The organism is Enterococcus sp. AMC1252 (assembly GCF_058216515.1).
Window position 1 is genome coordinate 1 of sequence record NZ_CM177097.1, and the last position, 22,545, is coordinate 22,545.

Annotated in this window: 21 protein-coding genes; 16 read left to right on the forward strand and 5 right to left on the reverse strand. The window is 36.7% G+C overall.

All coding sequences use genetic code 11. The annotated features are described in order from the left end of the window. Together dnaA and dnaN are read left to right on the forward strand one after the other, a co-directional pair. On the forward strand, window positions 1-1,344 hold the full coding sequence (gene dnaA / locus AC4BB5_RS00005) for a chromosomal replication initiator protein DnaA (RefSeq protein WP_490457420.1): 1,344 nt from the start codon (window positions 1-3) through the stop codon (window positions 1,342-1,344). A gap of 199 nt (window positions 1,345-1,543) precedes the next feature. Next, on the forward strand, window positions 1,544-2,674 hold the full coding sequence (dnaN, locus tag AC4BB5_RS00010) for a DNA polymerase III subunit beta (protein WP_490457421.1): 1,131 nt from the start codon (window positions 1,544-1,546) through the stop codon (window positions 2,672-2,674). Between the two features lie 78 nt (window positions 2,675-2,752). Here the strand turns inward: dnaN and AC4BB5_RS00015 are convergent, their stop codons facing one another. Further along, window positions 2,753-3,355: a DUF2812 domain-containing protein gene (locus AC4BB5_RS00015; protein WP_490457422.1), complete on the reverse strand. Its 603-nt coding sequence runs from the start codon at window positions 3,353-3,355 to the stop codon at window positions 2,753-2,755. Between the two features lie 10 nt (window positions 3,356-3,365). Beyond that, the gene (locus AC4BB5_RS00020; protein ID WP_490457423.1) at window positions 3,366-3,674 is read right to left on the reverse strand and encodes a PadR family transcriptional regulator; all 309 of its coding nucleotides are present in this window, start codon (window positions 3,672-3,674) and stop codon (window positions 3,366-3,368) included. 348 nt (window positions 3,675-4,022) lie between these two features. On the opposite strand from AC4BB5_RS00020, the gene yaaA reads away from it, so the two are divergent. From yaaA to AC4BB5_RS00045, 5 genes are all read left to right on the forward strand, one after another. Beyond that, window positions 4,023-4,265 carry a S4 domain-containing protein YaaA gene (gene yaaA, locus AC4BB5_RS00025; protein ID WP_490457424.1) on the forward strand — a complete coding sequence of 81 codons (243 nt, stop codon included), beginning with the start codon at window positions 4,023-4,025 and terminating at the stop codon, window positions 4,263-4,265. Then, window positions 4,252-5,379: a DNA replication/repair protein RecF gene (gene recF / locus AC4BB5_RS00030; RefSeq protein WP_490457425.1), complete on the forward strand. Its 1,128-nt coding sequence runs from the start codon at window positions 4,252-4,254 to the stop codon at window positions 5,377-5,379. The genes yaaA and recF overlap by 14 nt, the downstream gene beginning before the upstream one ends. Then, a complete protein-coding gene (gene gyrB / locus AC4BB5_RS00035; protein ID WP_490457426.1) occupies window positions 5,376-7,325 on the forward strand; it encodes a DNA topoisomerase (ATP-hydrolyzing) subunit B in 1,950 nt (649 codons plus the stop codon). The genes recF and gyrB overlap by 4 nt, the downstream gene beginning before the upstream one ends. Window positions 7,326-7,344: 19 nt before the next feature. Next, window positions 7,345-9,864, forward strand: a complete 2,520-nt coding sequence (gyrA, locus tag AC4BB5_RS00040) for a DNA gyrase subunit A (protein WP_490457427.1) — start codon at window positions 7,345-7,347, stop codon at window positions 9,862-9,864. A gap of 136 nt (window positions 9,865-10,000) precedes the next feature. After that, window positions 10,001-10,432 (forward strand): hypothetical protein, encoded by a 432-nt coding sequence (locus AC4BB5_RS00045; protein WP_490457428.1) that lies wholly within the window; start codon window positions 10,001-10,003, stop codon window positions 10,430-10,432. A 230-nt stretch (window positions 10,433-10,662) separates the two neighbouring features. On the opposite strand, the gene AC4BB5_RS00050 is transcribed toward AC4BB5_RS00045, so the two are convergent. Beyond that, a complete protein-coding gene (locus AC4BB5_RS00050) occupies window positions 10,663-11,034 on the reverse strand; it encodes a PaaI family thioesterase (protein ID WP_490457429.1) in 372 nt (123 codons plus the stop codon). A gap of 36 nt (window positions 11,035-11,070) precedes the next feature. Beyond that, window positions 11,071-11,409, reverse strand: coding sequence for a hypothetical protein (locus tag AC4BB5_RS00055; protein ID WP_490457430.1), 339 nt, complete (start codon window positions 11,407-11,409; stop codon window positions 11,071-11,073). Window positions 11,410-11,589: 180 nt separating this feature from the next. Between AC4BB5_RS00055 and AC4BB5_RS00060 the strand changes: the two genes are divergently transcribed. The 9 genes from AC4BB5_RS00060 (at window position 11,590) to menC (ending at window position 20,789) form a co-directional block, all read left to right on the forward strand. Continuing rightward, on the forward strand, window positions 11,590-11,973 hold the full coding sequence (locus AC4BB5_RS00060; RefSeq protein WP_490457431.1) for a YccF domain-containing protein: 384 nt from the start codon (window positions 11,590-11,592) through the stop codon (window positions 11,971-11,973). Between the two features lie 183 nt (window positions 11,974-12,156). Then, window positions 12,157-12,501, forward strand: coding sequence for a hypothetical protein (locus tag AC4BB5_RS00065; RefSeq protein ID WP_490457432.1), 345 nt, complete (start codon window positions 12,157-12,159; stop codon window positions 12,499-12,501). A 54-nt stretch (window positions 12,502-12,555) separates the two neighbouring features. Continuing rightward, window positions 12,556-12,684 (forward strand): hypothetical protein, encoded by a 129-nt coding sequence (locus tag AC4BB5_RS00070; RefSeq protein WP_490457433.1) that lies wholly within the window; start codon window positions 12,556-12,558, stop codon window positions 12,682-12,684. Window positions 12,685-13,103: 419 nt separating this feature from the next. Beyond that, window positions 13,104-13,919 (forward strand): 1,4-dihydroxy-2-naphthoyl-CoA synthase, encoded by an 816-nt coding sequence (gene menB, locus AC4BB5_RS00075; RefSeq protein ID WP_490457434.1) that lies wholly within the window; start codon window positions 13,104-13,106, stop codon window positions 13,917-13,919. Between the two features lie 18 nt (window positions 13,920-13,937). Further along, on the forward strand, window positions 13,938-15,410 hold the full coding sequence (locus AC4BB5_RS00080; RefSeq protein WP_490457435.1) for an o-succinylbenzoate--CoA ligase: 1,473 nt from the start codon (window positions 13,938-13,940) through the stop codon (window positions 15,408-15,410). Further along, entirely contained in the window at window positions 15,407-16,789 is a 1,383-nt protein-coding gene (locus tag AC4BB5_RS00085) for an isochorismate synthase (RefSeq protein ID WP_490457436.1), read from the forward strand. Before AC4BB5_RS00080 ends, AC4BB5_RS00085 begins: the two co-directional genes overlap by 4 nt. Beyond that, window positions 16,773-18,494, forward strand: a complete 1,722-nt coding sequence (gene menD, locus AC4BB5_RS00090; RefSeq protein WP_490457437.1) for a 2-succinyl-5-enolpyruvyl-6-hydroxy-3-cyclohexene-1-carboxylic-acid synthase — start codon at window positions 16,773-16,775, stop codon at window positions 18,492-18,494. Before AC4BB5_RS00085 ends, menD begins: the two co-directional genes overlap by 17 nt. Then, window positions 18,495-19,340 (forward strand): 2-succinyl-6-hydroxy-2,4-cyclohexadiene-1-carboxylate synthase, encoded by an 846-nt coding sequence (gene menH / locus AC4BB5_RS00095; protein ID WP_490457438.1) that lies wholly within the window; start codon window positions 18,495-18,497, stop codon window positions 19,338-19,340. 339 nt (window positions 19,341-19,679) lie between these two features. After that, window positions 19,680-20,789: an o-succinylbenzoate synthase gene (gene menC, locus AC4BB5_RS00100; protein WP_490459097.1), complete on the forward strand. Its 1,110-nt coding sequence runs from the start codon at window positions 19,680-19,682 to the stop codon at window positions 20,787-20,789. Window positions 20,790-20,842: 53 nt separating this feature from the next. On the opposite strand, the gene AC4BB5_RS00105 is transcribed toward menC, so the two are convergent. Beyond that, window positions 20,843-22,372, reverse strand: coding sequence for an AMP-binding protein (locus AC4BB5_RS00105; protein ID WP_490457439.1), 1,530 nt, complete (start codon window positions 22,370-22,372; stop codon window positions 20,843-20,845). Window positions 22,373-22,545 lie beyond the last annotated feature (173 nt).

Below are 22,545 nucleotides of genomic sequence, written 5' to 3' on the forward strand. Positions count from 1 at the left end.
ATGCCCGATATGGAAAGTTTCTGGAAAGATCTGGAAGATACTTACCAATCTGTTTTGTCTGCACCAAGTTTTGATGCTTGGATAAAAACAACGCAACCGCTAAAGTTGGAAAATAACCAGTTATGGTTAGAAGTTCCTTCAGCTGTTCATAAAGACTATTGGGAAAAGAATTTAGCCGCAAAAATTGTCGAGACCGGCTTTAAATTGACTGGTGCTGAAGTGATGCCTCATTTTGTTGTTACTGGTGAAACAGAGACGATGCCAATTCAAGAAGAAAAAAAAGCTCCTGTAACACAGGAAAAAATCGCTGAACATGGCAAAAAAGCTTTATTGAATCCAAAATATTCTTTTGACACATTCGTTATCGGAAAAGGAAATCAAATGGCACATGCCGCAGCTCTAGTTGTAGCGGAAGATCCTGGTTCAATTTATAATCCGTTATTCTTTTATGGTGGAGTTGGTTTAGGAAAAACCCATTTGATGCATGCCATTGGTCATCAAATGCTGCAAAATCGACCAGATGCTAAGGTAAAATACGTCAGCAGTGAAACATTCACAAATGAGTTCATTAATTCGATCCAGACAAAGAATTCTGAACAATTTAGAAAAGAATATCGAAATGTTGACTTACTACTAGTCGATGATATTCAGTTTTTAGCAGAAAAAGAAGCAACATTAGAAGAATTTTTCCATACCTTCAATGATTTGTATAATGAAAACAAACAGATCGTGCTAACAAGTGATCGACCGCCTAATGATATTCCAAAACTACCTGAGCGCTTGGTTTCTCGTTTTGCTTGGGGCTTATCTGTCGATATCACACCGCCTGACTTAGAAACTAGAATTGCCATTTTACGCAAAAAAGCAGATGCAGAACGTTTGGAGATTCCTGACGATACTCTTAGTTACATTGCTGGTCAAATCGATTCCAACATTCGGGAATTAGAAGGTGCATTAGTTCGAGTTCAAGCGTTTGCCACGATTAATGGCGAAGATATTACAACTAGTTTAGCTGCGGATGCTTTAAAATCCTTAAAATCTGTCGGCAGTCAAAATCACCTATCTATTTTACAAATCCAAGAAGAAGTGGCAAAGTACTATCATATCCAATTAAAAGATTTAAAAGGCAAGAAACGCGTGAAATCGATCGTTGTTCCTAGACAAATCTCTATGTACCTTTCTAGAGAGATGACAGATAACTCTCTACCAAAAATCGGTGCGGAGTTCGGCGGAAAAGATCATACAACGGTCATCCATGCTCACGAAAAAATCCAACAATTAATGGAAAAAGATCCGACAATTCAAAAAGAAGTTGGGGAAATCAAAAACTTGCTTAATTCTTGACCTGTGGATAAAAAAGAGGAAAAGGAAAAAGTTTTCCACAAGTTATGCACAGGTGGAAAACTTCTATTCCATTTCATTTTCAGACTTTTCCACAGAATTAACAAGCCCTACTACTTTTATTATTTATTTATATATAAATACAAAACTGTCTTAGCAAAATTAATGCTTTTAAAATCAATTAAAAAGGAGTTCAATCATTATGAAATTAACTGTAAAAAGAAATACATTCTTGCAAGAATTACAAACGGTTCAAAGAGCCATTTCTTCTAAAACAACGATCCCTATTTTAACAGGTGTAAAAATCGTTTTAACGGATGAAGGTTTATCTTTAACAGGTAGTAATGCAGATATCTCTATTGAAAGTTTTCTAAGCAAAGAAGATGAAAAAGCTCAAATGACGATTGAATCAACTGGAAGTATCGTTTTACAAGCACGTTTCTTTGGTGAAATTATTCGTAAATTACCCGAAGAAATGTTCACACTTGAAGTACTGGATAATAATCAAGTAGCGATTACTTCAGGTAAAGCGGATTTTACAGTTAACGGTTTGGATGCAGATAATTATCCACACCTTCCTGTAATTGATGCTAAAAATCAAATTCAATTGCCAGTGCACCTGTTGACAAAAATTATCAATGAAACTGGTTTTGCTGTTTCGCTGCATGAAAGTCGCCCAATTTTAACAGGTGTTCATTTTATATTAGACGATCAAAAATTATTAGCTGTCGCAACTGATTCACATCGTTTGAGTCAACGAATCATTCCTATTGAACAAGCAGCTGAAAATTTCAATATTGTGATTCCAGGAAAAAGTTTGACTGAGCTTTCTCGTTCATTCACGAATGAAGAAGAAATGGTTGAAATCAGTATTATGGAAAACCAAGTACTCTTCAAAACTCAAAATATGTATTTCTATTCTCGTCTGTTAGAAGGAAATTATCCTGATACCAATCGTTTGATTCCTACAAGTTTCAATACTGAAATTGATTTTTATGTACCAGAGTTATTATCAGCTATCGACCGCGCCTCTTTATTGTCACATGAAGGTCGTAATAATATCGTTCGTTTAGCAATTGCTTCTGATTCTGTTGTTCTTTACGGAAACTCTCCAGAAATCGGTAAAGTGGAAGAGCCATTAAATTATGAAAAAGTAACGGGTGATCCATTGGAAATTTCTTTCAACCCAGATTATATGAAGGATGCTTTGCGTGCTTTTGGTGATATGAGTATTACAGTTAAATTTATCTCTGCGATTCGTCCATTTACGTTGGAACCAACGGAAACAGATTTAGACTTTATTCAATTGATTACACCAGTTCGTACGAATTAAAACATCAAAAAAAAGTGAGTGAAAAACTGAACTTCAGTTTTTCACTCACTTTTTTCAGATTTATTGTGGATAGGAATGTTATCCAGTCTCATGTTTCTTTATAAGTCTTTTGATTTTTGTTCCCATAATTGTAAAGTAGATAGCGCCAAACATAAAAAACACCATTGGCATTATCTGGAGGAGCAAAAAGAACGTCTGCATAATAATCATTCCAAACAATTGCAGACCAGTATATGCCCAAATGCTTGAAGTTAAGTACCATGAGGATATGTTTTCAAAAGAAGGTTGCAGCATAAAGAAATAAAGAATCATCAAGGTCGCCCATATAATGGATTGATTATATAAACGTTTATAGCGTTCATTACTTGACGAAATATCTGAAAATATATCTAACTCTTGATTTTCACTTTTCAGTGGGACAAAAAATTGAAATCCACTACTTTTCGTCCCACTGATATGTTGCCAACCACTATCTTCAAATAAAGTCAGGTACGCAATATAATCAGCTTTCTTTTTGAATGTTTGATAATCAATCCTATAATTCAGTGTTTTTGGAGCTATCTTTTCAAATGTATAGATTCCCCATGCGTTATATTTAACCAATGCCCAACCTTGTTCAGCCATTTCTTTTAAATACTGTTCTTCTCTTTTTATATCAGCAAACAATTTAAATTTTTTCATTTGTTCCCTCCTATAATAAATTATCAGCAAGAGTCACTAATTCTTTTAATCGTTTGACTTCAAGCTTTAAAACTTTTTTTCCAGTAGTTGTTAACTTGTATACCCGTCGACGTTTATCTTCTCCAGAAACCTCACAAATCAACTTTTGTTTTAATAGATTTTCTGTGGCACCATACATTGTACCAGCTGCAATACGTACTCGTCCGTTGCTTATTTCTTCTACTTTTTGCATGATGGCATATCCATGTGATGGTTCAATTAGTGCCATCATAATATAGAACGTTGTTTCTGTTAGAGGTAAGATCTTATTGATAGTCATTTATCGTACACCTTTTATAAAATTATTATATACAGTTCGACTGTATAGTTAGATTTTATATCGGAGAACTGTATAAGTCAATTACTTTTTAGTAAATAAAAACTGAATTTTTTGATCTTTAACTTTTCTTGTTTCATAAAATGAAAGACACAGAAAAGTTTTTCAAGAAGCAAAACTTACAAATTTCTTCTTAAAATGCATTTTAAGCCTTTTTTAATCGTTAGAATATTTTTTGTCGATTATATTCAAAATTGCTTAGAAAGAAAATTAGACGGATAAATTTGTTTTTTAGCGTAAAAAAGAGTATAATATTAGAGTGAAAGTGAAAACAAAAAAGAGGGATGCATTTTGAAAAAGACGATTGTTTTAGAAACTGATTACATGACACTTGGTCAGGTCTTAAAAGAAGTCGATGTTATCAGCAGTGGCGGTGCTGCCAAATGGTACTTAGCTGAAAATAGTGTTTTCGTAGATGGGGAATTAGAGAATCGCCGCGGCAGAAAATTATATGCTGGCATGATGCTCGAGATACCTGAAGAAGGTACTTTTTTTATGGTCAAAAAAGGCGAGACAGTCGATGAGACTGAATAAAATCGAGGTACAGCATTATCGTAATTATGATGGGCTGAGCTTAGATTTTCCTAAAACATTAAATATTTTTCTTGGAGAAAATGCGCAAGGAAAGACCAATCTCTTGGAAAGTATTTATGTTTTGGCGATGACCCGCAGTCACCGAACCAGCAACGAAAAAGAACTCGTTCATTGGGATTCAGATTCAGCAAGAATCAGCGGTGTTATCGAAAAAAAGACGGGAACGGTACCACTGGAAATCATTATTTCTAACAAAGGTCGTAAGACAAAGGTCAATCATATTGAACAAAAGCGTTTGAGTTCATATATTGGTCAGTTGAACGTCATTTTATTTGCACCAGAAGATTTATCGTTAGTCAAAGGTTCACCACAATTACGGCGTAAGTTTATTGATATGGAATTAGGACAAGTCAATCCAATTTATTTGTATGATTTGGTTCAGTATCAGTCTGTCTTGAAACAACGTAATCAATATTTAAAACAGTTAGCTGAAAAAAAACAGTCAGATCTGGTTTATTTAGATATTTTGACGGAACAATTGGCGGAATTTGGCGGTAAAGTCTTGTTTGCTCGTCTTGAATTTATCAAAAAACTAGAGCACTGGGCAAACTTGTTACACAAGAAAATCAGCCACGAAAAAGAAGAATTAGCGATCAACTATTTTTCAAGTATCCCATTAGACCAAGAAAATTTTTCACTAGAAGAGATCCAGAAGCAACTACTTCAGAGCCTTCTTGACAACCGAAAACGTGAATTGTTCAAAGCAAATACTTTTTTAGGTCCTCATCGAGATGACCTGATTTTTAATGTAAATGGACAAAATGTCCAGACATATGGTTCACAGGGGCAACAAAGAACCACGGCTCTTAGTGTGAAGCTTGCAGAAATTGATTTAATGTATTCAGAAACAGGAGAATATCCTGTATTGTTATTGGATGATGTCATGAGTGAATTAGATAATGAACGACAATTGCACCTGCTAGAAACGATTGAAGGAAAGGTTCAGACTTTTTTAACAACAACAAGTTTGGATCATTTAAACAATAAATTAACTGTTGAACCAGACATATTTTATGTTCATCGGGGAGAGATAGAGAGGGAAGCATCTATATGACAGAAGAAGAAAAAAACATGAAAGAACGTGCACAAGAATATGATGCCAGTCAGATTCAGGTATTAGAAGGTCTTGAAGCAGTTCGTAAACGTCCTGGTATGTACATAGGATCGACGAGTTCGGAAGGTTTGCATCACTTAGTTTGGGAGATCGTTGATAATTCGATCGATGAAGCTTTGGCAGGCTTTGCATCAAGTATCCAAGTAATTATTGAAGAAGACAACAGTATCACAGTTGTCGATGATGGACGTGGGATTCCAGTCGGTATTCAAGCCAAAACAGGTCGTCCAGCAGTAGAAACAGTTTTCACTGTTCTCCATGCCGGAGGAAAATTTGGCGGTGGCGGATATAAAGTTTCCGGAGGACTTCACGGGGTAGGTTCCTCTGTTGTTAATGCTTTGTCAACAACATTAGACGTAAAAGTCTACAAAGAAGGAAAAATTTACTTCCAAGAGTTTCATCAAGGTGCTGTCAAAGATGATTTGAAAGTAATTGGTGATACAGACCGTCATGGAACAACTGTCCATTTCGTGCCTGATCCAGAGATTTTTACAGAAACAACTGTATTCAATTTTGATAAATTAGCAACACGAGTTAGAGAATTAGCGTTCTTGAATAAAGGGCTAAAAATTTCTATTGAAGATAAACGTGAAGAAAAACCTGTCTTGAAAGAGTATCATTATGAAGGCGGGATCAAGAGTTATGTAGAACATTTGAATGCAAATAAAGATGTATTATTCCCAGAACCTATTTTCATTGAAGGGGAACAACAAGACATCATTGTTGAAGTATCTATGCAATATACGGATGGTTACCATACTAACTTACTAAGTTTCGCCAATAACATTCATACTTATGAAGGTGGAACGCACGAATCGGGTTTTAAAACGTCATTAACGCGTGTAATCAATGATTATGCCCGTAAACAAAAGATTATGAAAGAAAACGACGAAAACCTAACAGGGGAAGATGTTCGTGAAGGATTGACAGCTGTTATTTCTATCAAACATCCAGAACCTCAATTTGAAGGACAAACCAAAACAAAATTAGGAAACTCAGAAGTTCGGACTGTTACAGACCGTTTATTCTCTGAGTATTTCAATAAATTCTTGATGGAAAACCCAACTGTTGGGAAACAAATCGTAGAAAAAGGCCTGCTTGCTTCAAAAGCTCGTATGGCGGCTAAAAGAGCTCGTGAAGTAACTCGTCGTAAAGGCGCTCTTGAAATCAGTAATTTACCAGGTAAATTAGCCGATTGTTCAAGTAAAGATCCTGAAAAATGTGAAATCTTCATCGTCGAAGGAGATTCAGCCGGCGGTTCAGCAAAACAAGGACGTAGCCGTGAATTCCAAGCGATTTTACCGATTCGTGGGAAAATTTTGAACGTTGAAAAAGCTAGCATGGATAAAATTTTAGCGAATGAAGAGATTCGTTCACTATTTACAGCGATGGGAACAGGGTTTGGTGCTGATTTTGATGTATCGAAAGCGCGTTACCACAAACTAGTGATCATGACCGATGCCGATGTCGATGGCGCACATATTCGTACGCTGTTGTTGACGTTGTTCTATCGTTTCATGCGCCCTGTTGTTGAAGCTGGATATGTATATATCGCTCAGCCACCTTTATATGGGGTTAAACAAGGAAAAAATATCACGTACGTTCAACCAGGGAAAAATGCTGAAGAAGAATTGGCTCAAATTTTAGCCTCTTTACCAGCTAGTCCGAAACCAAGTGTTCAACGTTACAAAGGTCTTGGGGAAATGGATGATCATCAATTATGGGAAACAACCATGGATCCTGAAAAACGTTTAATGTCACGTGTCAGTGTTGATGATGCAATCGAAGCCGATCAAATTTTTGAAATGTTGATGGGAGACCGTGTCGAACCACGCCGAGCATTTATTGAAGAGAATGCCCATTACGTGAAAAATCTAGATATTTAATTAAGAAGGAGATAGATTCATGAGTGAAGAAATCAAAGAGAACATTCAAGACGTCAATCTGACCAGTGAAATGAAAGAATCCTTCATTGATTATGCGATGAGTGTTATTGTGGCTCGTGCGTTGCCGGATGTTCGTGATGGGTTAAAACCAGTTCACCGCCGTATTTTATATGGGATGAATGAGTTAGGTGTAACACCTGATAAACCACATAAAAAATCAGCTCGTATCGTTGGGGATGTTATGGGTAAGTACCATCCACATGGAGATTCATCCATTTATGAAGCAATGGTGCGGATGGCTCAACCATTTAGTTACCGCAGTATGCTAGTTGATGGACACGGAAACTTCGGTTCTGTCGATGGAGACGGCGCAGCTGCTATGCGTTATACCGAAGCAAGAATGAGTAAGATCGCTTTGGAAATGCTGCGTGATATCAATAAAAACACGGTAGATTTTCATGGAAACTATGATGACTCAGAACAAGAACCAGATGTATTGCCAGCACGTTTCCCTAACCTTTTGGTGAATGGAACAACAGGGATCGCTGTCGGGATGGCAACCAATATTCCACCACATAATTTAGCGGAAGTAATCGAAGCTGCAAGTTTATTGATGGAAAATCCCGATGCAACGACCAATGAATTGATGGAAGTATTACCTGGACCAGATTTCCCTACAGGTGGTTTAGTTATGGGTAAATCAGGTATCCGTCGTGCCTATGAAACGGGTCGCGGATCGATCACAATTCGGGCTAAAGTTGAAATCATGGATATGCCTAATGGTAAAGAACGTATCTTAGTATCTGAGTTGCCGTATATGGTCAACAAGGCACGCTTGATTGAACGAATTTCAGAATTACATCGTGAAAAAAGAATCGAAGGAATCACCGATTTGCGTGATGAATCTTCTCGTGAAGGAATGCGTATCGTCATCGACGTTCGTCGTGATGTGAGCGCCTCTGTCATCTTGAATAATTTGTATAAGATGACAGCATTACAAACTTCTTTTGGTTTCAATATGTTAGCAATCGAAAAAGGCATTCCTAAGATTTTAAGCTTGAAGGAAATTCTTGAAAATTATATAGAACATCAAAAAGAAGTAATTACACGTCGTACAGAATTTGATAAGAAAAAAGCTGAAGCGCGTGCTCATATCTTAGAAGGTTTACGAATTGCTTTAGATCATATTGATGAAATCATCGCAATTATTCGAAATTCCAAAGCCGATGATGAAGCAAAAGCCTCTTTGATCGAACGTTTTGAATTTTCAGATCGTCAAGCACAAGCGATTTTAGATATGCGTCTACGCCGTTTAACTGGTTTAGAACGTGATAAGATCGAGAATGAATACCAAGAATTATTGAAATTAATTGCTGATTTGAATGATATCTTAGCTCGTCCAGAACGTGTTATTGAGATTATCAAAACAGAACTTGGTGAAATTCATGATAAATATGGTGATGCTCGTCGTACAGAATTATTAGTCGGTGAAGTGCTAAGTTTGGAAGACGAAGACTTGATCGAAGAAGCCGAAGTCGTTATTACCTTGACGAACAATGGCTATATCAAACGAGTAGCAAATAGCGAATTTAGAGCACAGCGTCGCGGTGGACGTGGTGTGCAAGGAATGGGCGTTCATGATGATGATTTCGTGAAAAACCTTGTTTCTTGTTCAACACATGATACATTATTATTCTTTACAAATAACGGGAAAGTATACCGTGCTAAGGGATATGAAATTCCTGAATACGGCAGAACAGCTAAAGGAATTCCTGTGATCAACATGTTGGGTATCGACTCTAGTGAGAAGATCCAAGCGATCATCGCTGTTGAAGGACAAGCAGAAGAAGGACATTATCTATTCTTCACGACTCGTAAAGGTACTGTTAAACGTACTGCAGTTAAAGCTTTCTCTAACATTAGAAGTAATGGTCTAATCGCAATTGGTCTGAAAGAAGATGACGAATTAGTCAATGTTGTTTTAACCAATGGAGAACAAAACATGATCATTGGAACCCATAATGGTTATTCTGTCACATTTGCCGAAACAGCTGTTCGTGATATGGGTCGTACAGCATCAGGTGTGCGTGGTATTCGTCTAAGAGAAGATGATTACGTCGTAGGAGCCTCATTATTGGACGCTGACACGGAAGTTCTAGTGTTGACGGAAAATGGTTACGGGAAGCGGACAAAAGCCTCTGAGTACCCTGTGAAGGGCCGTGGCGGTAAAGGGATCAAGACAGCCAACATTACAGCGAAAAATGGTCCATTAGCAGGACTTACAACTGTACGCGGTGATGAAGACATTCTAGTGATCACTAATAAAGGGGTCATTATTCGTTTCAATGTAGATTCAGTATCTCAGACAGGTCGTGCCACATTAGGTGTCCGCTTGATGAGAATGGAAGAAGATGCAAAAGTTGTAACGATGGCCGTTGTTGAGCCAGAGCCAGATGAAATTGTTGAAGAAGTTGAAAGTGTTGAAACAACAGTGATTGAAACTGAAACACCAGATACAGATACAACGACAGAAGAATAAATTGAAAAAGAACATTTCAGCAGAAGGCTGAGATGTTCTTTTTTTATAAATTTAAAAAATACATAATATCGTTTTGCTTTGTTTTGAAAAAAAGTATGATTATAATAGGAGTAATAAGAAGTGAGAGGTAAAAAGAATGACACAAGAAAAACTATTACTTTCGAAAACTTTTTCAAAACAACTAAATATTGGAACGGCATTGTCCAACTTTCTTGAAAATATACTGGAAATATTCGGAGGAAAAACGACTGTTTATGAACGAAGACCGATTACTTTTTCTGAATATCTGTATGTAGAAATGATTACTTTTTCAAATGGATTTCAAATTCGGACAAGCTTGAAAAGAAATCCAGAAACTTTCGAAATCGAAGCTTTTGCCTATTCAGAACCGAACCACGTTTATTTATCAAATTTAACTTCGGAAGAATTAAATCTAATGTATCTACTTGTCAAAAAAGAAAGAGAACAAATCATGAATCGAAAATATTCAGATGTGAATCAAAAAGAATTAGATATAATGTCTTCTTTGCTGATGAATTTAAAAGTTATTACAGGTGAAATAATATAGATAAATACCTCATTTGAAGTGAATATGACAAGTGAGGTATTGGCCTGTGGCTGAATCCGTCATAATAAGCTTATCAACTAATTGGGAGCGAATAAATAGGACAAATCATAATGAAAAAAATCGAAGCATTAAAACTAGAAAACGAAAACTTGAGATTACGTTTAGCAACGATAAAAGAGGAAAACAAAGAAGTTTGACAAAGTATAAAACTAGTTTTGTCAAACCTCTTTTTATTTATCCATTTTGCGGGTCATCAGTGTACAACGACCAACAGCCGTCATTTCTCCAGCTTCATTAAAAATTTTCCCTTCCCAAACTTGAATAGATTGACCGATACGATCAGCGGTTGCGATGACTGTTAATAAGCCACTAGGTACGCTTTTTAGATGGCTGATTTGAAGGTCGAGGCCAACTGCATAGGAAGTTTCATCCAGCTGTTCATTTGCCCCTAAGCTACAGGCCGTTTCAATCAAAATACCATTCATTCCGCCGTGTAAAATTCCATAAGGTTGTTTATGAAAGTCTTCTATTTTCATTGTTAAAACCACTTTTTCTTTAGATAATTTAGTAGTTTCAATGTTCAAATAATCTAATAAATACATGAAAATCACTCCTCTCTTTCTTCAGCGAATTCATTGTTAGATCGACTCCAGAAAAGCAATCACCTTGTCTAAGTTCAACTCATGATAACTTAACGAATCAAAGTAGAATACTTTTTCTTTTGGATAATCTTTTAGATCGAATTGTTTTTGCAGTCCTGGGACACAGATAATAGCATCTGCTTCTTGGGCGATAATGTCAATATCTGCGATGGAATCATCTAAAGTGACGAGCCAGTGACTATTTTTCTTTTCAAGTGCTTGGTTTAGCTGAGTTATTAGTTTATTTTGTTTAAACATGCCTAAAATATTTCCACCTGGCATTTTACTTCTGCCAAGCATGGGTGTATGTTGATAGACTACGATTGCTGTGCTCATAAAAATCTCTCCTTTATGATTAATAATGAGGTTCTTAGTAATAATAGTAACTAAGTTATTAACTGTTCACAAGGAAATTCATGTAAGTTAGTAATTTTATGCTTCGATCAAGGTTTTATTTTTTACTTTTGTAGTATAATTTATTTTTATAACTTTAAGCAGAAAGTAGGGGATTCACAGATGGGTTGTCTAGGAAATATTATTTGGCTTATTTTTGGTGGTTTTTTCGGTGGTCTGACTTGGTTTTTAGCTGGAATTCTTTGGTGTATTACAATTGTTGGGATTCCCATAGGATTACAGTGTTTCAAGCTCGCAGGCTTAAGTTTTTGGCCGTTTGGTAAAAGAGTGGTATATAGCACGAGCACGACTTCGTTTTTAGTGAACATTCTTTGGTTGATTTTCAGTGGTTTTTGGTTAGCGGTTGGACATTGTATTAGTGGAATTCTTTTGTGTGTAACGATTATTGGAATTCCGTTTGGTATGCAGTCATTTAAATTAGCTAAGCTAGCATTGATGCCGTTTGGAGCGCAAGTGGTACCTACGAATAGTATTTATATGGAATAGGATAAAAAATAAGAGTAGCTGAGCTGATCATGGCTTAGTTACTCTTATTTTTGATTATATATTTCTTTGAACCAGTTCTCCGACTTGTTTTGCTACCGTTGTTGTATCACTGCTGATTTCTTCTAAAACAAAAGATTCAATAATACCTATCACAGCGATTCCTAAAAATTTCAAAAGAATTTCTTGATCGATATAACGGTTGTAGGAGCCAATATTGGTCGGGTAAATCGTGAAAGTAATGGTAATGTAGCTGGTATAATCAAAGCTTTAGAAGCGATTGGGCAACAGCGTACAGTAGAAGCACAAGGTGGAGAACCTTTGATTGCGAATTGGATACCTAAGAATCAAGAGGAAAGAGAAGCTGCTGGAATAACAGATATTGACATTGTTGAGGTAGTAGATTACTATACAACGCCTCGTGGCCAACATCCTTGTTCTCCGAATAAAGTGAGGTATACTAGTTTCGGCTCAGTGATCGGGTTTGATGCGTTTCATATGGCAGAAGATTTGTTGACACAGCCGTTGTAAATTATTGTTGGTAGTGTAGAAGGGGCGTTTGGTTCGAAGCGAGATGGGTATGAATTGTTTGAACGTGCAGCTTCTGAGAAGAAAGAGTTGTACGTAATTGAAGGTGCTAGTCATTATGATTTGTATGATCAGATTGGTTTGGCTGTGGAGAGACTAGGGAATTTTTATCAAGAGAATCTTTAATGTGAGACCAAAAAGTTAGACTTTTTTCGGAGTAGTGAATTCTACTTCGTTTTTTTTGCTCAAAATTCCACATCCAACAAGACTAGCTTATAAATCAGTAAAACAACTCCTACCAATCGTAAAACTGTAAGAAAAAGCGGCATAATAAGAAACTGTAAATAATTGATTTTCCACGTCTTTTACGTAAAACCTATAGTTTCTCCTAGTACTATTTCACCAGTCTTTAAACCGTCTATCATTCTAAAATTTCTATATTTGTGTATAATAGAAGCATTGAAAACTAATTTAGCTTCACAAGCTAACCTCTCGGAAAAAAGATAAAATATAAATAAGGCCAAAAGAACCGTAGTTATATTTTCCTATTTTCAGTCAGAGCTAAGCGGTTTGTTCCGCTTTTAAAATTATAAGGAGGTTTCTTCATGAGAAACTGGACGACAATCAAAGAATACGATGAAATTTTATTTGAACAAGAAGGAAAAGTCGCGAAAATCACGATTAACCGCCCTCAGGTGCATAATGCTTTTACACCGAAAACAGTTATGGAAATGATTGACGCATTTAACATTAGTCGTGATAAACAAGATATCGGTGTGATCATTTTAACAGGTGCAGGCGATAAAGCATTTTGTTCTGGCGGAGATCAGAAAGTTCGTGGACACGGTGGCTATGTAGGTGAGGATAGTGTTCCTCGTCTGAATGTATTAGACTTACAACGATTGATTCGTGTGATTCCCAAACCTGTCATTGCTATGGTCAAGGGGTATTCAATCGGTGGAGGGAATGTACTTCAACTTGTTTGTGATTTGACGATTGCAGCAGATAACGCTAAATTCGGTCAAACAGGACCTAACGTTGGGAGCTTTGATGGTGGTTACGGATCTGGTTATTTAGCACGTGTAGTTGGTCATAAAAAAGCCAAAGAAGTTTGGTTCCTATGCAAACAATATTCGGCTGAAGAAGCCTTAGATATGGGTTGGATCAATACAGTTGTACCTTTAGCTGAAGTTGAAGATGTAACGATGGAATGGGCAGAAGAAATGTTGAAGAAAAGTCCACTTGCATTGCGTATGATCAAAGCTTCTCTAAATGCTGATACAGATGGACTGGCTGGTATTCAACAATTAGCAGGCGATGCAACGTTACTTTATTACACAATGGATGAAGCAAAAGAAGGACGCGACTCGTTTAAAGAAAAACGTGAACCTGATTTCGATCAATTTCCTAAATTTCCATAAGATAAAAGGGTGAGAAACATGCGCAGTTGGCTACAAAAACAAGTGAATGAAAGACCGGATCATCCTGCTTTTTATTGGCAGGATGAGGTCTGGTCTTTCACTGAAATAGCTCAAGAAGTCAAACAATGGGCCGCAGCGTTTTCTTTAAAGATTCCGAGTAAAGAAAAGCGAGTTGGTCTATTCAGCCGCAATTCAAAAGAAATGTATTTTTCAATTCTGGCATTGTGGGAGTTAGGTAAAGAGCTAGTCCTACTAAATACACATTTAAGTTTACAAGAACTCCACTACCAACTGACCGATGCAAAGGTAGACATGGTAGTGGTTTCTACTGAAAGTTTAGCGTTTCTTTCTGAGTTAAATCAATTAAAGTTGATTGAAATGGTACAAAATAATAATGCTAAAGCAACATCAGCAGCTGAATTTGCGTCGAGCTATCAACATGATGCGACGGCTTCGATTATGTACACATCAGGTACGACAGGAAATCCCAAGGGTGTCGTGCAGTGTTTTAGTAATCATTTGGCCAGTGCGTTGGCAACGCAAGAAAATATGAACATTACAGCGGAAGATTGCTGGCTTTGTCCAGTTCCCTTGTTTCATATTAGTGGATTGTCGATCATCATTCGTCAACTAGTGTTAGGATGCAGTTTCCGTTTATATAGTAAATTTGATGCAAAAAAAGTGACAAAGGATCTAACTGAAGATCGTGGAACTGTGATTTCGGTCGTGTCGGTTATGTTGCAAGAGTTACTGGAACACTACCCTAAGAAGGGGTATAGCTCAAATTTTAAAGTGATGCTACTTGGCGGCGGACCAATTTCGCCTAAAGCGTTGGAAAAATGTGAAAGCTACGGGATTCCTGTGATTCAATCATATGGAATGACAGAAACCTGTTCTCAAGTTGTGGCGTTAAGCTTTGAAGATGCAGCGAGGAAAATAGGTTCTGTTGGTAAGCCATTGATGGGAATGGCAGTCAAAATCATTGACGGTAACGAGAAACAGTTGCAGCAAAATGAAGTAGGAGAGATTCTTCTAAAAGGGAAGAATCTTGTTCGCAGGTATTTAAATGGGAATCAATGGCAAAAGGTAAAGTGGACAACAGATGGTTGGTTTAGAACAGGCGACATGGGCTATCTGGATGAGGAAGGGTATTTGTATTTAGTCAGCCGTTTAAGTGAGCTGATCATTTCAGGTGGCGAAAATATATACCCAACAGAAATCGAGCATGTGTTACAGGAGTTTCCTGGTGTAAAAGAAGTTGCAGTAGTTGGCGAGGCTGATGAAAAATGGGGCGCAGTTCCTGTAGCATATATTGTTGGAGAAGCAGCGATCACAATAGAAAATTTAAATGAATTTGCAAAAAACTATTTAGCAAAATACAAATTACCTAAACGGGTTTACTTATGCCATTCTCTACCAAAAACAGCTAGTGGAAAATTAGCGAAGCACCGTTTAACAACAATAGAAAGGGAGGCTTTTTTAAGCAAATGAGCATTCCTAAAGAACTAGAGAAAGCGTATGAAGACAGCTATCGTCAATTTAGCTGGATTGAAGAATTAAATGAAAATACAGATTCCTTGCGTACTTTATTTAAGAAGGGACAAAAAAAATTTAAAGGTGCACGCTTTTATTGGCAAACACCAGATAAAAATTTTACTCTCATCGGTTTTGGTAAAGAGCAAGAATTGATCTATGATCAAGCTACTTTTGAACAAGTGGATGCATTTATTTTATCAGAAAAAGAAAAAATATATCAAAACCGTTCGGTTACTGGAACAGGAGCTATTTTATTTGGTGGGTTTGCTTTTGATAGTAAACAAACTAAGCAGAATGACTGGGGCAAGATGGAACACGGACTGTTTTATTTACCAACTTTTTTAATTACTGAGACCAAGGGCAAACAGTATTTGTCGATGAACTTCAGTGTAGAGAATAAAAAAAAATTACAGCAAAAATGGCAGGAACTTAGAGTACAATTTGCAGAACTAATGACTACTCAGTTGATAGAAAAGAAAGAGCCTACCCAAATAAAAGCAGAAGAAATCGCTGTATCTGAATGGGTGTCAGTTGTTGACCAAACGGTAGCAAAACTAAGAGAAGCAGGAGCGTTAGAGAAGGTTGTTTTGGCTAGGCGGATGGAAGTGAAGAGTGATTGCCCATTCCAAGCAGATGTGATTTTAAAAAATCTTCAACAGCAACAAACCAATACCTATTTTTTTGTTTTGGAATCAGATGAACATCTTTTTATCGGTGCTACCCCAGAACGCTTATTAAAAGCGTCTGAAACGACATTTTCGACTGCAAGTATTGCGGGTTCTGTTTCACGTGGAACAACGGAAACACAAGATGCGGAGCTGGGAAATTACTTGCTGAATGATGTGAAAAATCGACAAGAACATAAAATCGTTGTAGACAGAATCGTTAAAGAGTTGGAATGGATGACGGGCACTACAATTCAAAAAAAACAACCACAATTATTAAAGAATCGTGATATTCAGCACCTACACTTACCCATTGAAGGGCAACGAAAAATTGAGTATCGCTTCCTAAAAGGAATTCAACAATTACATCCAACTCCAGCTTTGGGCGGAGAACCGAAGGACTTAGCGCTGAACTGGCTTAAAGAACATGAACCGCTGGATCGAGGATTGTATGGCGCTCCAATTGGCTGGGTCGCAATCACGGAAGATATAGGAGAATTTGCTGTTGGGATTCGTTCTGCTGTATTTTCTGGGAATATTGGCTATTTATATGCTGGTTGCGGTATTGTTAAAGATTCTCAAGCAGAGCAAGAAAGAATTGAGACAAAAATCAAATTTCAACCGATGTTAAGAGGAATAGGCGGAGATGATCATGACAAATCAAAGTGAAATGACAAATTATCTACAAACCTTTGTTGAAGGAATGATCAGCAGTGGAGTAAAACAGGCTGTGATAAGCCCTGGTTCTCGTTCTACGCCATTAGCACTATTGTTGCATAGGCAAGAAAAAATCGAAACTTTTATTGAAGTCGATGAGCGTTCTGCAGCATTTTTTGCTTTAGGATTAAGTAAAACTAGCGATAAACCAGTTGCTTTATTGTGTACGTCAGGGACAGCTGCCGCAAATTATTATCCAGCGATTTGTGAAGCAAATGCTAGTCATGTTCCTTTGATCATTCTAACAACAGATCGCCCTCATGAACTACGGCAAGTAGGTGCTCCTCAAGCAATGGATCAATTCCATCTATTTCAAAGCCATGTAAAAGAATTTATAGAAATGGCAATCCCAGAAGGAACGAAGGTGATGCTAGACTATGCGTACTGGCAAGGAATGCGTTCGGTTGATACTGCTTGTCAAACACCAAAAGGTCCTGTTCATTTGAATTTCCCATTACGGGAGCCGTTATTACCTGATTTAAATCAATCGTTGATTGCTGAAAGAAAAACAGAAATCTTTACAGGTAAAAAACAACTGTCAGAAGAACAGTTAATTAAGTGTGTCGATGCATGGCAAGGAAAAAAAGGAGTTTTAGTTATAGGCGGAAGCCACACACCAGACGAAGCTGAAGTATTTATTAAGTTGGCCGAAACGTTGAATTGGCCGATTATTAGTGATCCTTTGGCAAATATTACTTCGTGCAGAAAAAACAGCTCTTTGATCATGAGCTATGCTGATTTATTTATCCAAGAAGTGGAAATGATTCAATATCCAGAAGTAGTCGTTCGTTTTGGAATGCTGCCTATTTCAAAAAACACAATGCTCTGGTTACAATCACTTAATAAAATGACTGAAATCTACTTTGTTGATGAGACAGGCGAATGGCAAGATCAATTAAAGCAAACCCAAGTTGCGATTCAGGCCGAAGAACAAACTTTTGCTAAGGCAATCATTGATAAAGTTGAAATAAAAACATTGAATTTGTGGCGTAATCAGTGGATTAGTTGGCAAGAAACAACTGAACAACAATTAAATGAACTTAGTGAAATGGATACATTAAACGAGACAACTGCGAGTATTCTTGTTCATAAAAAAATGACAGATAGGGGTCAATTGTTTGTTTCAAATAGCAATGCGATTCGCTTTTTAGATCGTTTTACAACGTCTGAAAATAATCATTATCATTTATTTGGTAATCGAGGAATCAACGGAATCGACGGCATTGTTTCAACTGCTTTGGGTATGTGTGCGATTAATCCAGATCGTCAGAATGTGCTGTTGATAGGTGATTTGGCTATGTATCATGATATGAATGGCTTACTACTGGCCAAACGGTATAATTTACCATTAACAATTGTTTTACTGAACAATAATGGTGGCGGTATTTTCTCATTTCTTTCACAACGTCAATTAGGGATGGATGATTTTGAACCGGTATTTGGCACTCCAATTGATTTGGATTTTTCTTTAGTTGCTCAATTATATGATGCTGAGTATGTAAAAGCTGAGAGTTTAGAACAGTTAAATCTAGTGTTAGAAGCGACACAAAAACAACCCAAATTCCAAATGATTGAAGTTGTCGGTGATCGTCAGGAAAATGTGTTATTATATGAAAAAGTTATTGATGGATTGAAAGAAAAGCTAGGGAAAAAATAAATGAATATTAATATAAATGGTGTAACTTATTACTATGAATGGCTGTCTGCTCATGCCTATAAGGCAGATCGACCAACATTGGTTTGCTTCCACGGATTTACTGGAACTAGTCAAACTTTTGCTTCAGTTTTTCAAAAAGAATGTGGTATAAATATTTTAGCAATCGATCTAATTGGTCATGGGCAAACGGATTGCTACATCCATCCCTATCGCTATCAGATGGATTGTTTATGTCAAGATATTGCTGTATTGACTGAACGATTAGGGATAGTCGAATTTTCTTTATTAGGCTATTCAATGGGCGCTAGGGCAGCTTTAGGATTTACATGTCTATTTCCTCGGAAGATTCACCAACTAGTCTTAGAGAGTGGATCTCCTGGCTTAGAGAGCAGATTTGAGCAAATGCTGCGTAAATATTCTGATGAACATTTAGCTAGTTTTATTATGAGTCACCCAATTGAAGACTTCGTTGATAAGTGGGAGAAGCTGCCTCTTTTTGATAGTCAAAAAAGATTACCTTTTAAGATTCAAGAAACGCTTCGTCAAGAGCGATTGTCCCAACGATCATTTGGATTGGCATGTAGTTTATGGTTTATGGGGACAGGGGCTCAACCTAATTTTTGGCAAGAGCTTGCCAATATAAACAAACCTACTTTATTGATAGTAGGAGAATTAGATCTTAAATTCCAACAAGTGGCTAAAAAAATGAAAGAAAAACAGCCTGAGCTATTAATTGAAATCGTAACAGAGGCTGGTCACTGTATTCATTTAGAAAAACCACAGGTATTTGAGGAAATAGTGTATACATTTTTATCCAGCTTTACAAATCAATCCTTAGGAAAATAGATAAATTGCCAGTGAAACAAAAAGCGTTTCAAGGTCAATTGCCTAATTTTCTACAGGATTACCCGATTTGTATAGCTTTTAGTATTATCCAGCTTTACAAATCAATCATTAGGAAAAAGATAAATTGCCAGTGAAACAAAAAGCGTTTCAAGGTCAATTGCCTAATTTTCTACAGGATTACCCGATTTGTATAGCTTTTAGTATTATCTAGCTTTACAGATCAATCCTTAGGAAAAAGACAAATTGCCAGTGGAATAAAAATAGTTCATTATCAATCTATCTATTTTTCAGTTGGAGCTGAATAAGCCTGCTTAGCTTTTAGATTAGGAGGGAATCATGTTGAAAATTTACCGTATTGATCGTTATCGTGTTCGGTTACCCTTGCGAATTCCTTTTGAAACAAGTTATGGCCGTTTAACAGAGAAAGCTTTTGATATTTTATTAGTGACAGACGAATTGGGGAATCAAGGGATAGGGGAATTGGTTCCATTTGAACAGCCAAATTACATAGAAGAAACCATCGATACAGCTCGAATAATCATTGAAAAACATTTGATTCCTTTATTGAAAGAGGCTGATATTCAACATCCTAAAGAAGTTTCCCTTCTCTTTGATGAAGTAAAAGGAAATCAAATGGCTAAATCAAGCCTTGAGACGGCAATCTGGGACTTATATGCTAAACGGAATGGCAAAAGCCTAAAAGCCTACTTTAAAGATACTAGAGAGCATATTCCAGTTGGTGTCAGCATAGGGATTCAGACTGATTTAACCAAACTAACGAATCAAATTAATAAGTATATTTCAATGGGGTATCAAAGAATCAAGTTAAAAATTCGACCAGGCTATGATTTAAAACCAATTGAAGCTATTCGGAAAAAATTTCCTGATATATCTTTAATGGTTGATGCTAACTCAGCATATAGCATTAAGGATATTACACATTTGAAGAAATTAGATGTTTATAATTTAGCAATGATCGAACAACCCTTTGCAGCGAATGACTTTTTGGATCATGCACAACTACAAAAAGAAATAAAAACAGATATTTGTCTAGATGAAAATATTCGAACTCTTAAAGATTGTGAATTGGCGTTTGCCTTGAAGAGTTGTCGAGCAATCAATTTAAAGATTCCTAGAGTAGGTGGAATTGCTGAAGCAATGAAAATAGTCGACTTCTGTAAAGAAAACGGACTACTTGTTTGGCTAGGAGGAATGTTTGAATCTGGTGTGGGAAGAGCGTTGAATCTACAGTTTGCTTCCCAAAGAACGTTTACTTTTCCTGGAGATATATCAGCTTCTGATCGTTATTACTTTGAGGATATTCTGACTGAGCCAATTGTAATTCAAAAAGGTGAAATTAGTGTTCCAGATGGACTAGGTATCGGCGTTTCTTTATCTCGAGAATCATTATCAAAGTATAGTGTCATAGAAAATCTATATGCTGATTAAAAAGAATCACAGACTAATGATTTATCTTAGTCTGTGATTCTTTTTAGTTTAAATTATTCTTTTTCTTTCAAGGCTTTTTCGATCTGTAATCGTTGTACTTTCATTGTTGCTGTACGAGGAATTTCATCCCAGTCCATAATGATTGGTTTATTTAAATGCGGTAAATCGGCTACTTGTTTCCACCAAGCATCCCAATCCATTCCTTGTTTTGGCTCAACAGCTAAGATTGGTTGAGGTGAATTATCTTTCGCTCTAACAATGATTACTTCTTGCAGAAAGTCCAAAGCATCTAGTAAGTGATCCTCGATGGCTAAATTGCTGTCTATCTTTTCAATCAAATCTACTTGGCGATCCTTCAGGAATAAGTGTCCATTCTCATCTATAAAACCGTAATCACCACTATCCCACCAAGGACCAAAGACAGTAGCTTGGAATCGATCGTCTTCTTTGTAATAAGTTAATGCGCGTCCTTTTGATAAGAAATGAATATGTCCATCTGTCATTGCAGGTAAAACGTTGCCTTCTTTATCTGCGATTCGTGCCTCTGTCAAACCTTCTAAGCCAACGCCCATATCACGCGCATCGGATGTTTTCAGAGACTCTAAAGTATGGGCTTTTAAAATCATAGGACCACATTCACTTTGTCCATAAACTTGAAGAAAAATCGGTTCATTTTCCTTTGAAGCTTTCAAGAAACTTGCCATCGTTGCATTATTGATCGCATCAAAAGTAGAGTGATAATAACGAATGCTCGCAAACACTTTTGGTTGTTTTTTTGCCAAAGATGTCCACTGAACAAAGTTGTTCGGATGAGTTTCAAGAGCAATCGGTTGATGTTCTGATAACATTTTTGAAACAGAATCACTATTGGAAATTGATAAAGGCATCATAGGAAAACCCATGGACATTAAAGAGGAAATACCAATATTGAAGCGAGAGTGAACAGGTGAAATATGGAAACCAACAAGCTTTTTATCAGCAATTTTTGTGAAAATTGTTTTTTGCCACTTTGTACGCCAGCCCATTGAATTAGCAGAATGACAAATTAATTTAGGAATCCCAGTCGTCCCAGATGTGTGTGTCATATAAGCAATCATATCTTTAGGTAGTTCTATTTGAGGAACCTCGTTAGCGGATGCCTGTAAAAGTTTTGCCACTGAAATTTGTTTCTCTTGAGAACTATTTCTTACTTTTGCTACCTTTTCTGCCGTTTCATCATCAAATAAGATAAAAGGATTTTCTAAACGATCGACAAAAACTTCAATCGTTTCCGCTGGAAAATGATAAGAAATCATTGCAGGAACCGCTCCTAAGTAAGAGGCAGCAACTGCTAACAAATACGTATCGAATTTTGGGCTTTTAAAAATGATTATTTTATCTTCAGCTTTTACGCCTAAACTAGCTAATTGGTAGGCACGATTTAAAATCGCTTCGTGACTTAGTTGATACGTATAATTTGTTCCAAGTTCAGGAAAAGCTGGCAAACGTTCATCATGAATAATAGCGATTTCTGGGGTATTACGTGCAGCCTCAAGATAATTCGTGTACAAGTTGAGCGGTTGGTATTCTAACAGTTGATTCAATGTAACAGCATCCTTTCAAACTACTTTAAAATATTTGTGTAATATCGAACAAGGATAGTATACCATGAAAAATAAATAACCTAAATCAATAGTAAAAAAATGACAAAATTGAATTTACGCGTATATTAAAACTAAGACCTGAGAGGAAAAAAAGAGTGCTAAAAAAAATGATC

What these genes read in the sequence shown, in the direction of transcription:
- recF (WP_490457425.1), top strand. Translation starts at nt 4,252, where the DNA reads ATGAGACTGAATAAAATCGAGGTACAGCATTATCGTAATTATGATGGG.
- menB (WP_490457434.1), top strand. Translation starts at nt 13,104, where the DNA reads ATGAGAAACTGGACGACAATCAAAGAATACGATGAAATTTTATTTGAA.
- AC4BB5_RS00080 (WP_490457435.1), top strand. Translation starts at nt 13,938, where the DNA reads ATGCGCAGTTGGCTACAAAAACAAGTGAATGAAAGACCGGATCATCCT.
- AC4BB5_RS00020 (WP_490457423.1), bottom strand. Translation starts at nt 3,674, where the DNA reads ATGACTATCAATAAGATCTTACCTCTAACAGAAACAACGTTCTATATT.
- AC4BB5_RS00050 (WP_490457429.1), bottom strand. Translation starts at nt 11,034, where the DNA reads ATGTATTTATTAGATTATTTGAACATTGAAACTACTAAATTATCTAAA.
- gyrA (WP_490457427.1), top strand. Translation starts at nt 7,345, where the DNA reads ATGAGTGAAGAAATCAAAGAGAACATTCAAGACGTCAATCTGACCAGT.
- gyrB (WP_490457426.1), top strand. Translation starts at nt 5,376, where the DNA reads ATGACAGAAGAAGAAAAAAACATGAAAGAACGTGCACAAGAATATGAT.
- dnaN (WP_490457421.1), top strand. Translation starts at nt 1,544, where the DNA reads ATGAAATTAACTGTAAAAAGAAATACATTCTTGCAAGAATTACAAACG.
- dnaA (WP_490457420.1), top strand. Translation starts at nt 1, where the DNA reads ATGCCCGATATGGAAAGTTTCTGGAAAGATCTGGAAGATACTTACCAA.
- AC4BB5_RS00055 (WP_490457430.1), bottom strand. Translation starts at nt 11,409, where the DNA reads ATGAGCACAGCAATCGTAGTCTATCAACATACACCCATGCTTGGCAGA.
- menH (WP_490457438.1), top strand. Translation starts at nt 18,495, where the DNA reads ATGAATATTAATATAAATGGTGTAACTTATTACTATGAATGGCTGTCT.
- AC4BB5_RS00045 (WP_490457428.1), top strand. Translation starts at nt 10,001, where the DNA reads ATGACACAAGAAAAACTATTACTTTCGAAAACTTTTTCAAAACAACTA.
- menD (WP_490457437.1), top strand. Translation starts at nt 16,773, where the DNA reads ATGACAAATCAAAGTGAAATGACAAATTATCTACAAACCTTTGTTGAA.
- AC4BB5_RS00085 (WP_490457436.1), top strand. Translation starts at nt 15,407, where the DNA reads ATGAGCATTCCTAAAGAACTAGAGAAAGCGTATGAAGACAGCTATCGT.
- AC4BB5_RS00015 (WP_490457422.1), bottom strand. Translation starts at nt 3,355, where the DNA reads ATGAAAAAATTTAAATTGTTTGCTGATATAAAAAGAGAAGAACAGTAT.
- AC4BB5_RS00060 (WP_490457431.1), top strand. Translation starts at nt 11,590, where the DNA reads ATGGGTTGTCTAGGAAATATTATTTGGCTTATTTTTGGTGGTTTTTTC.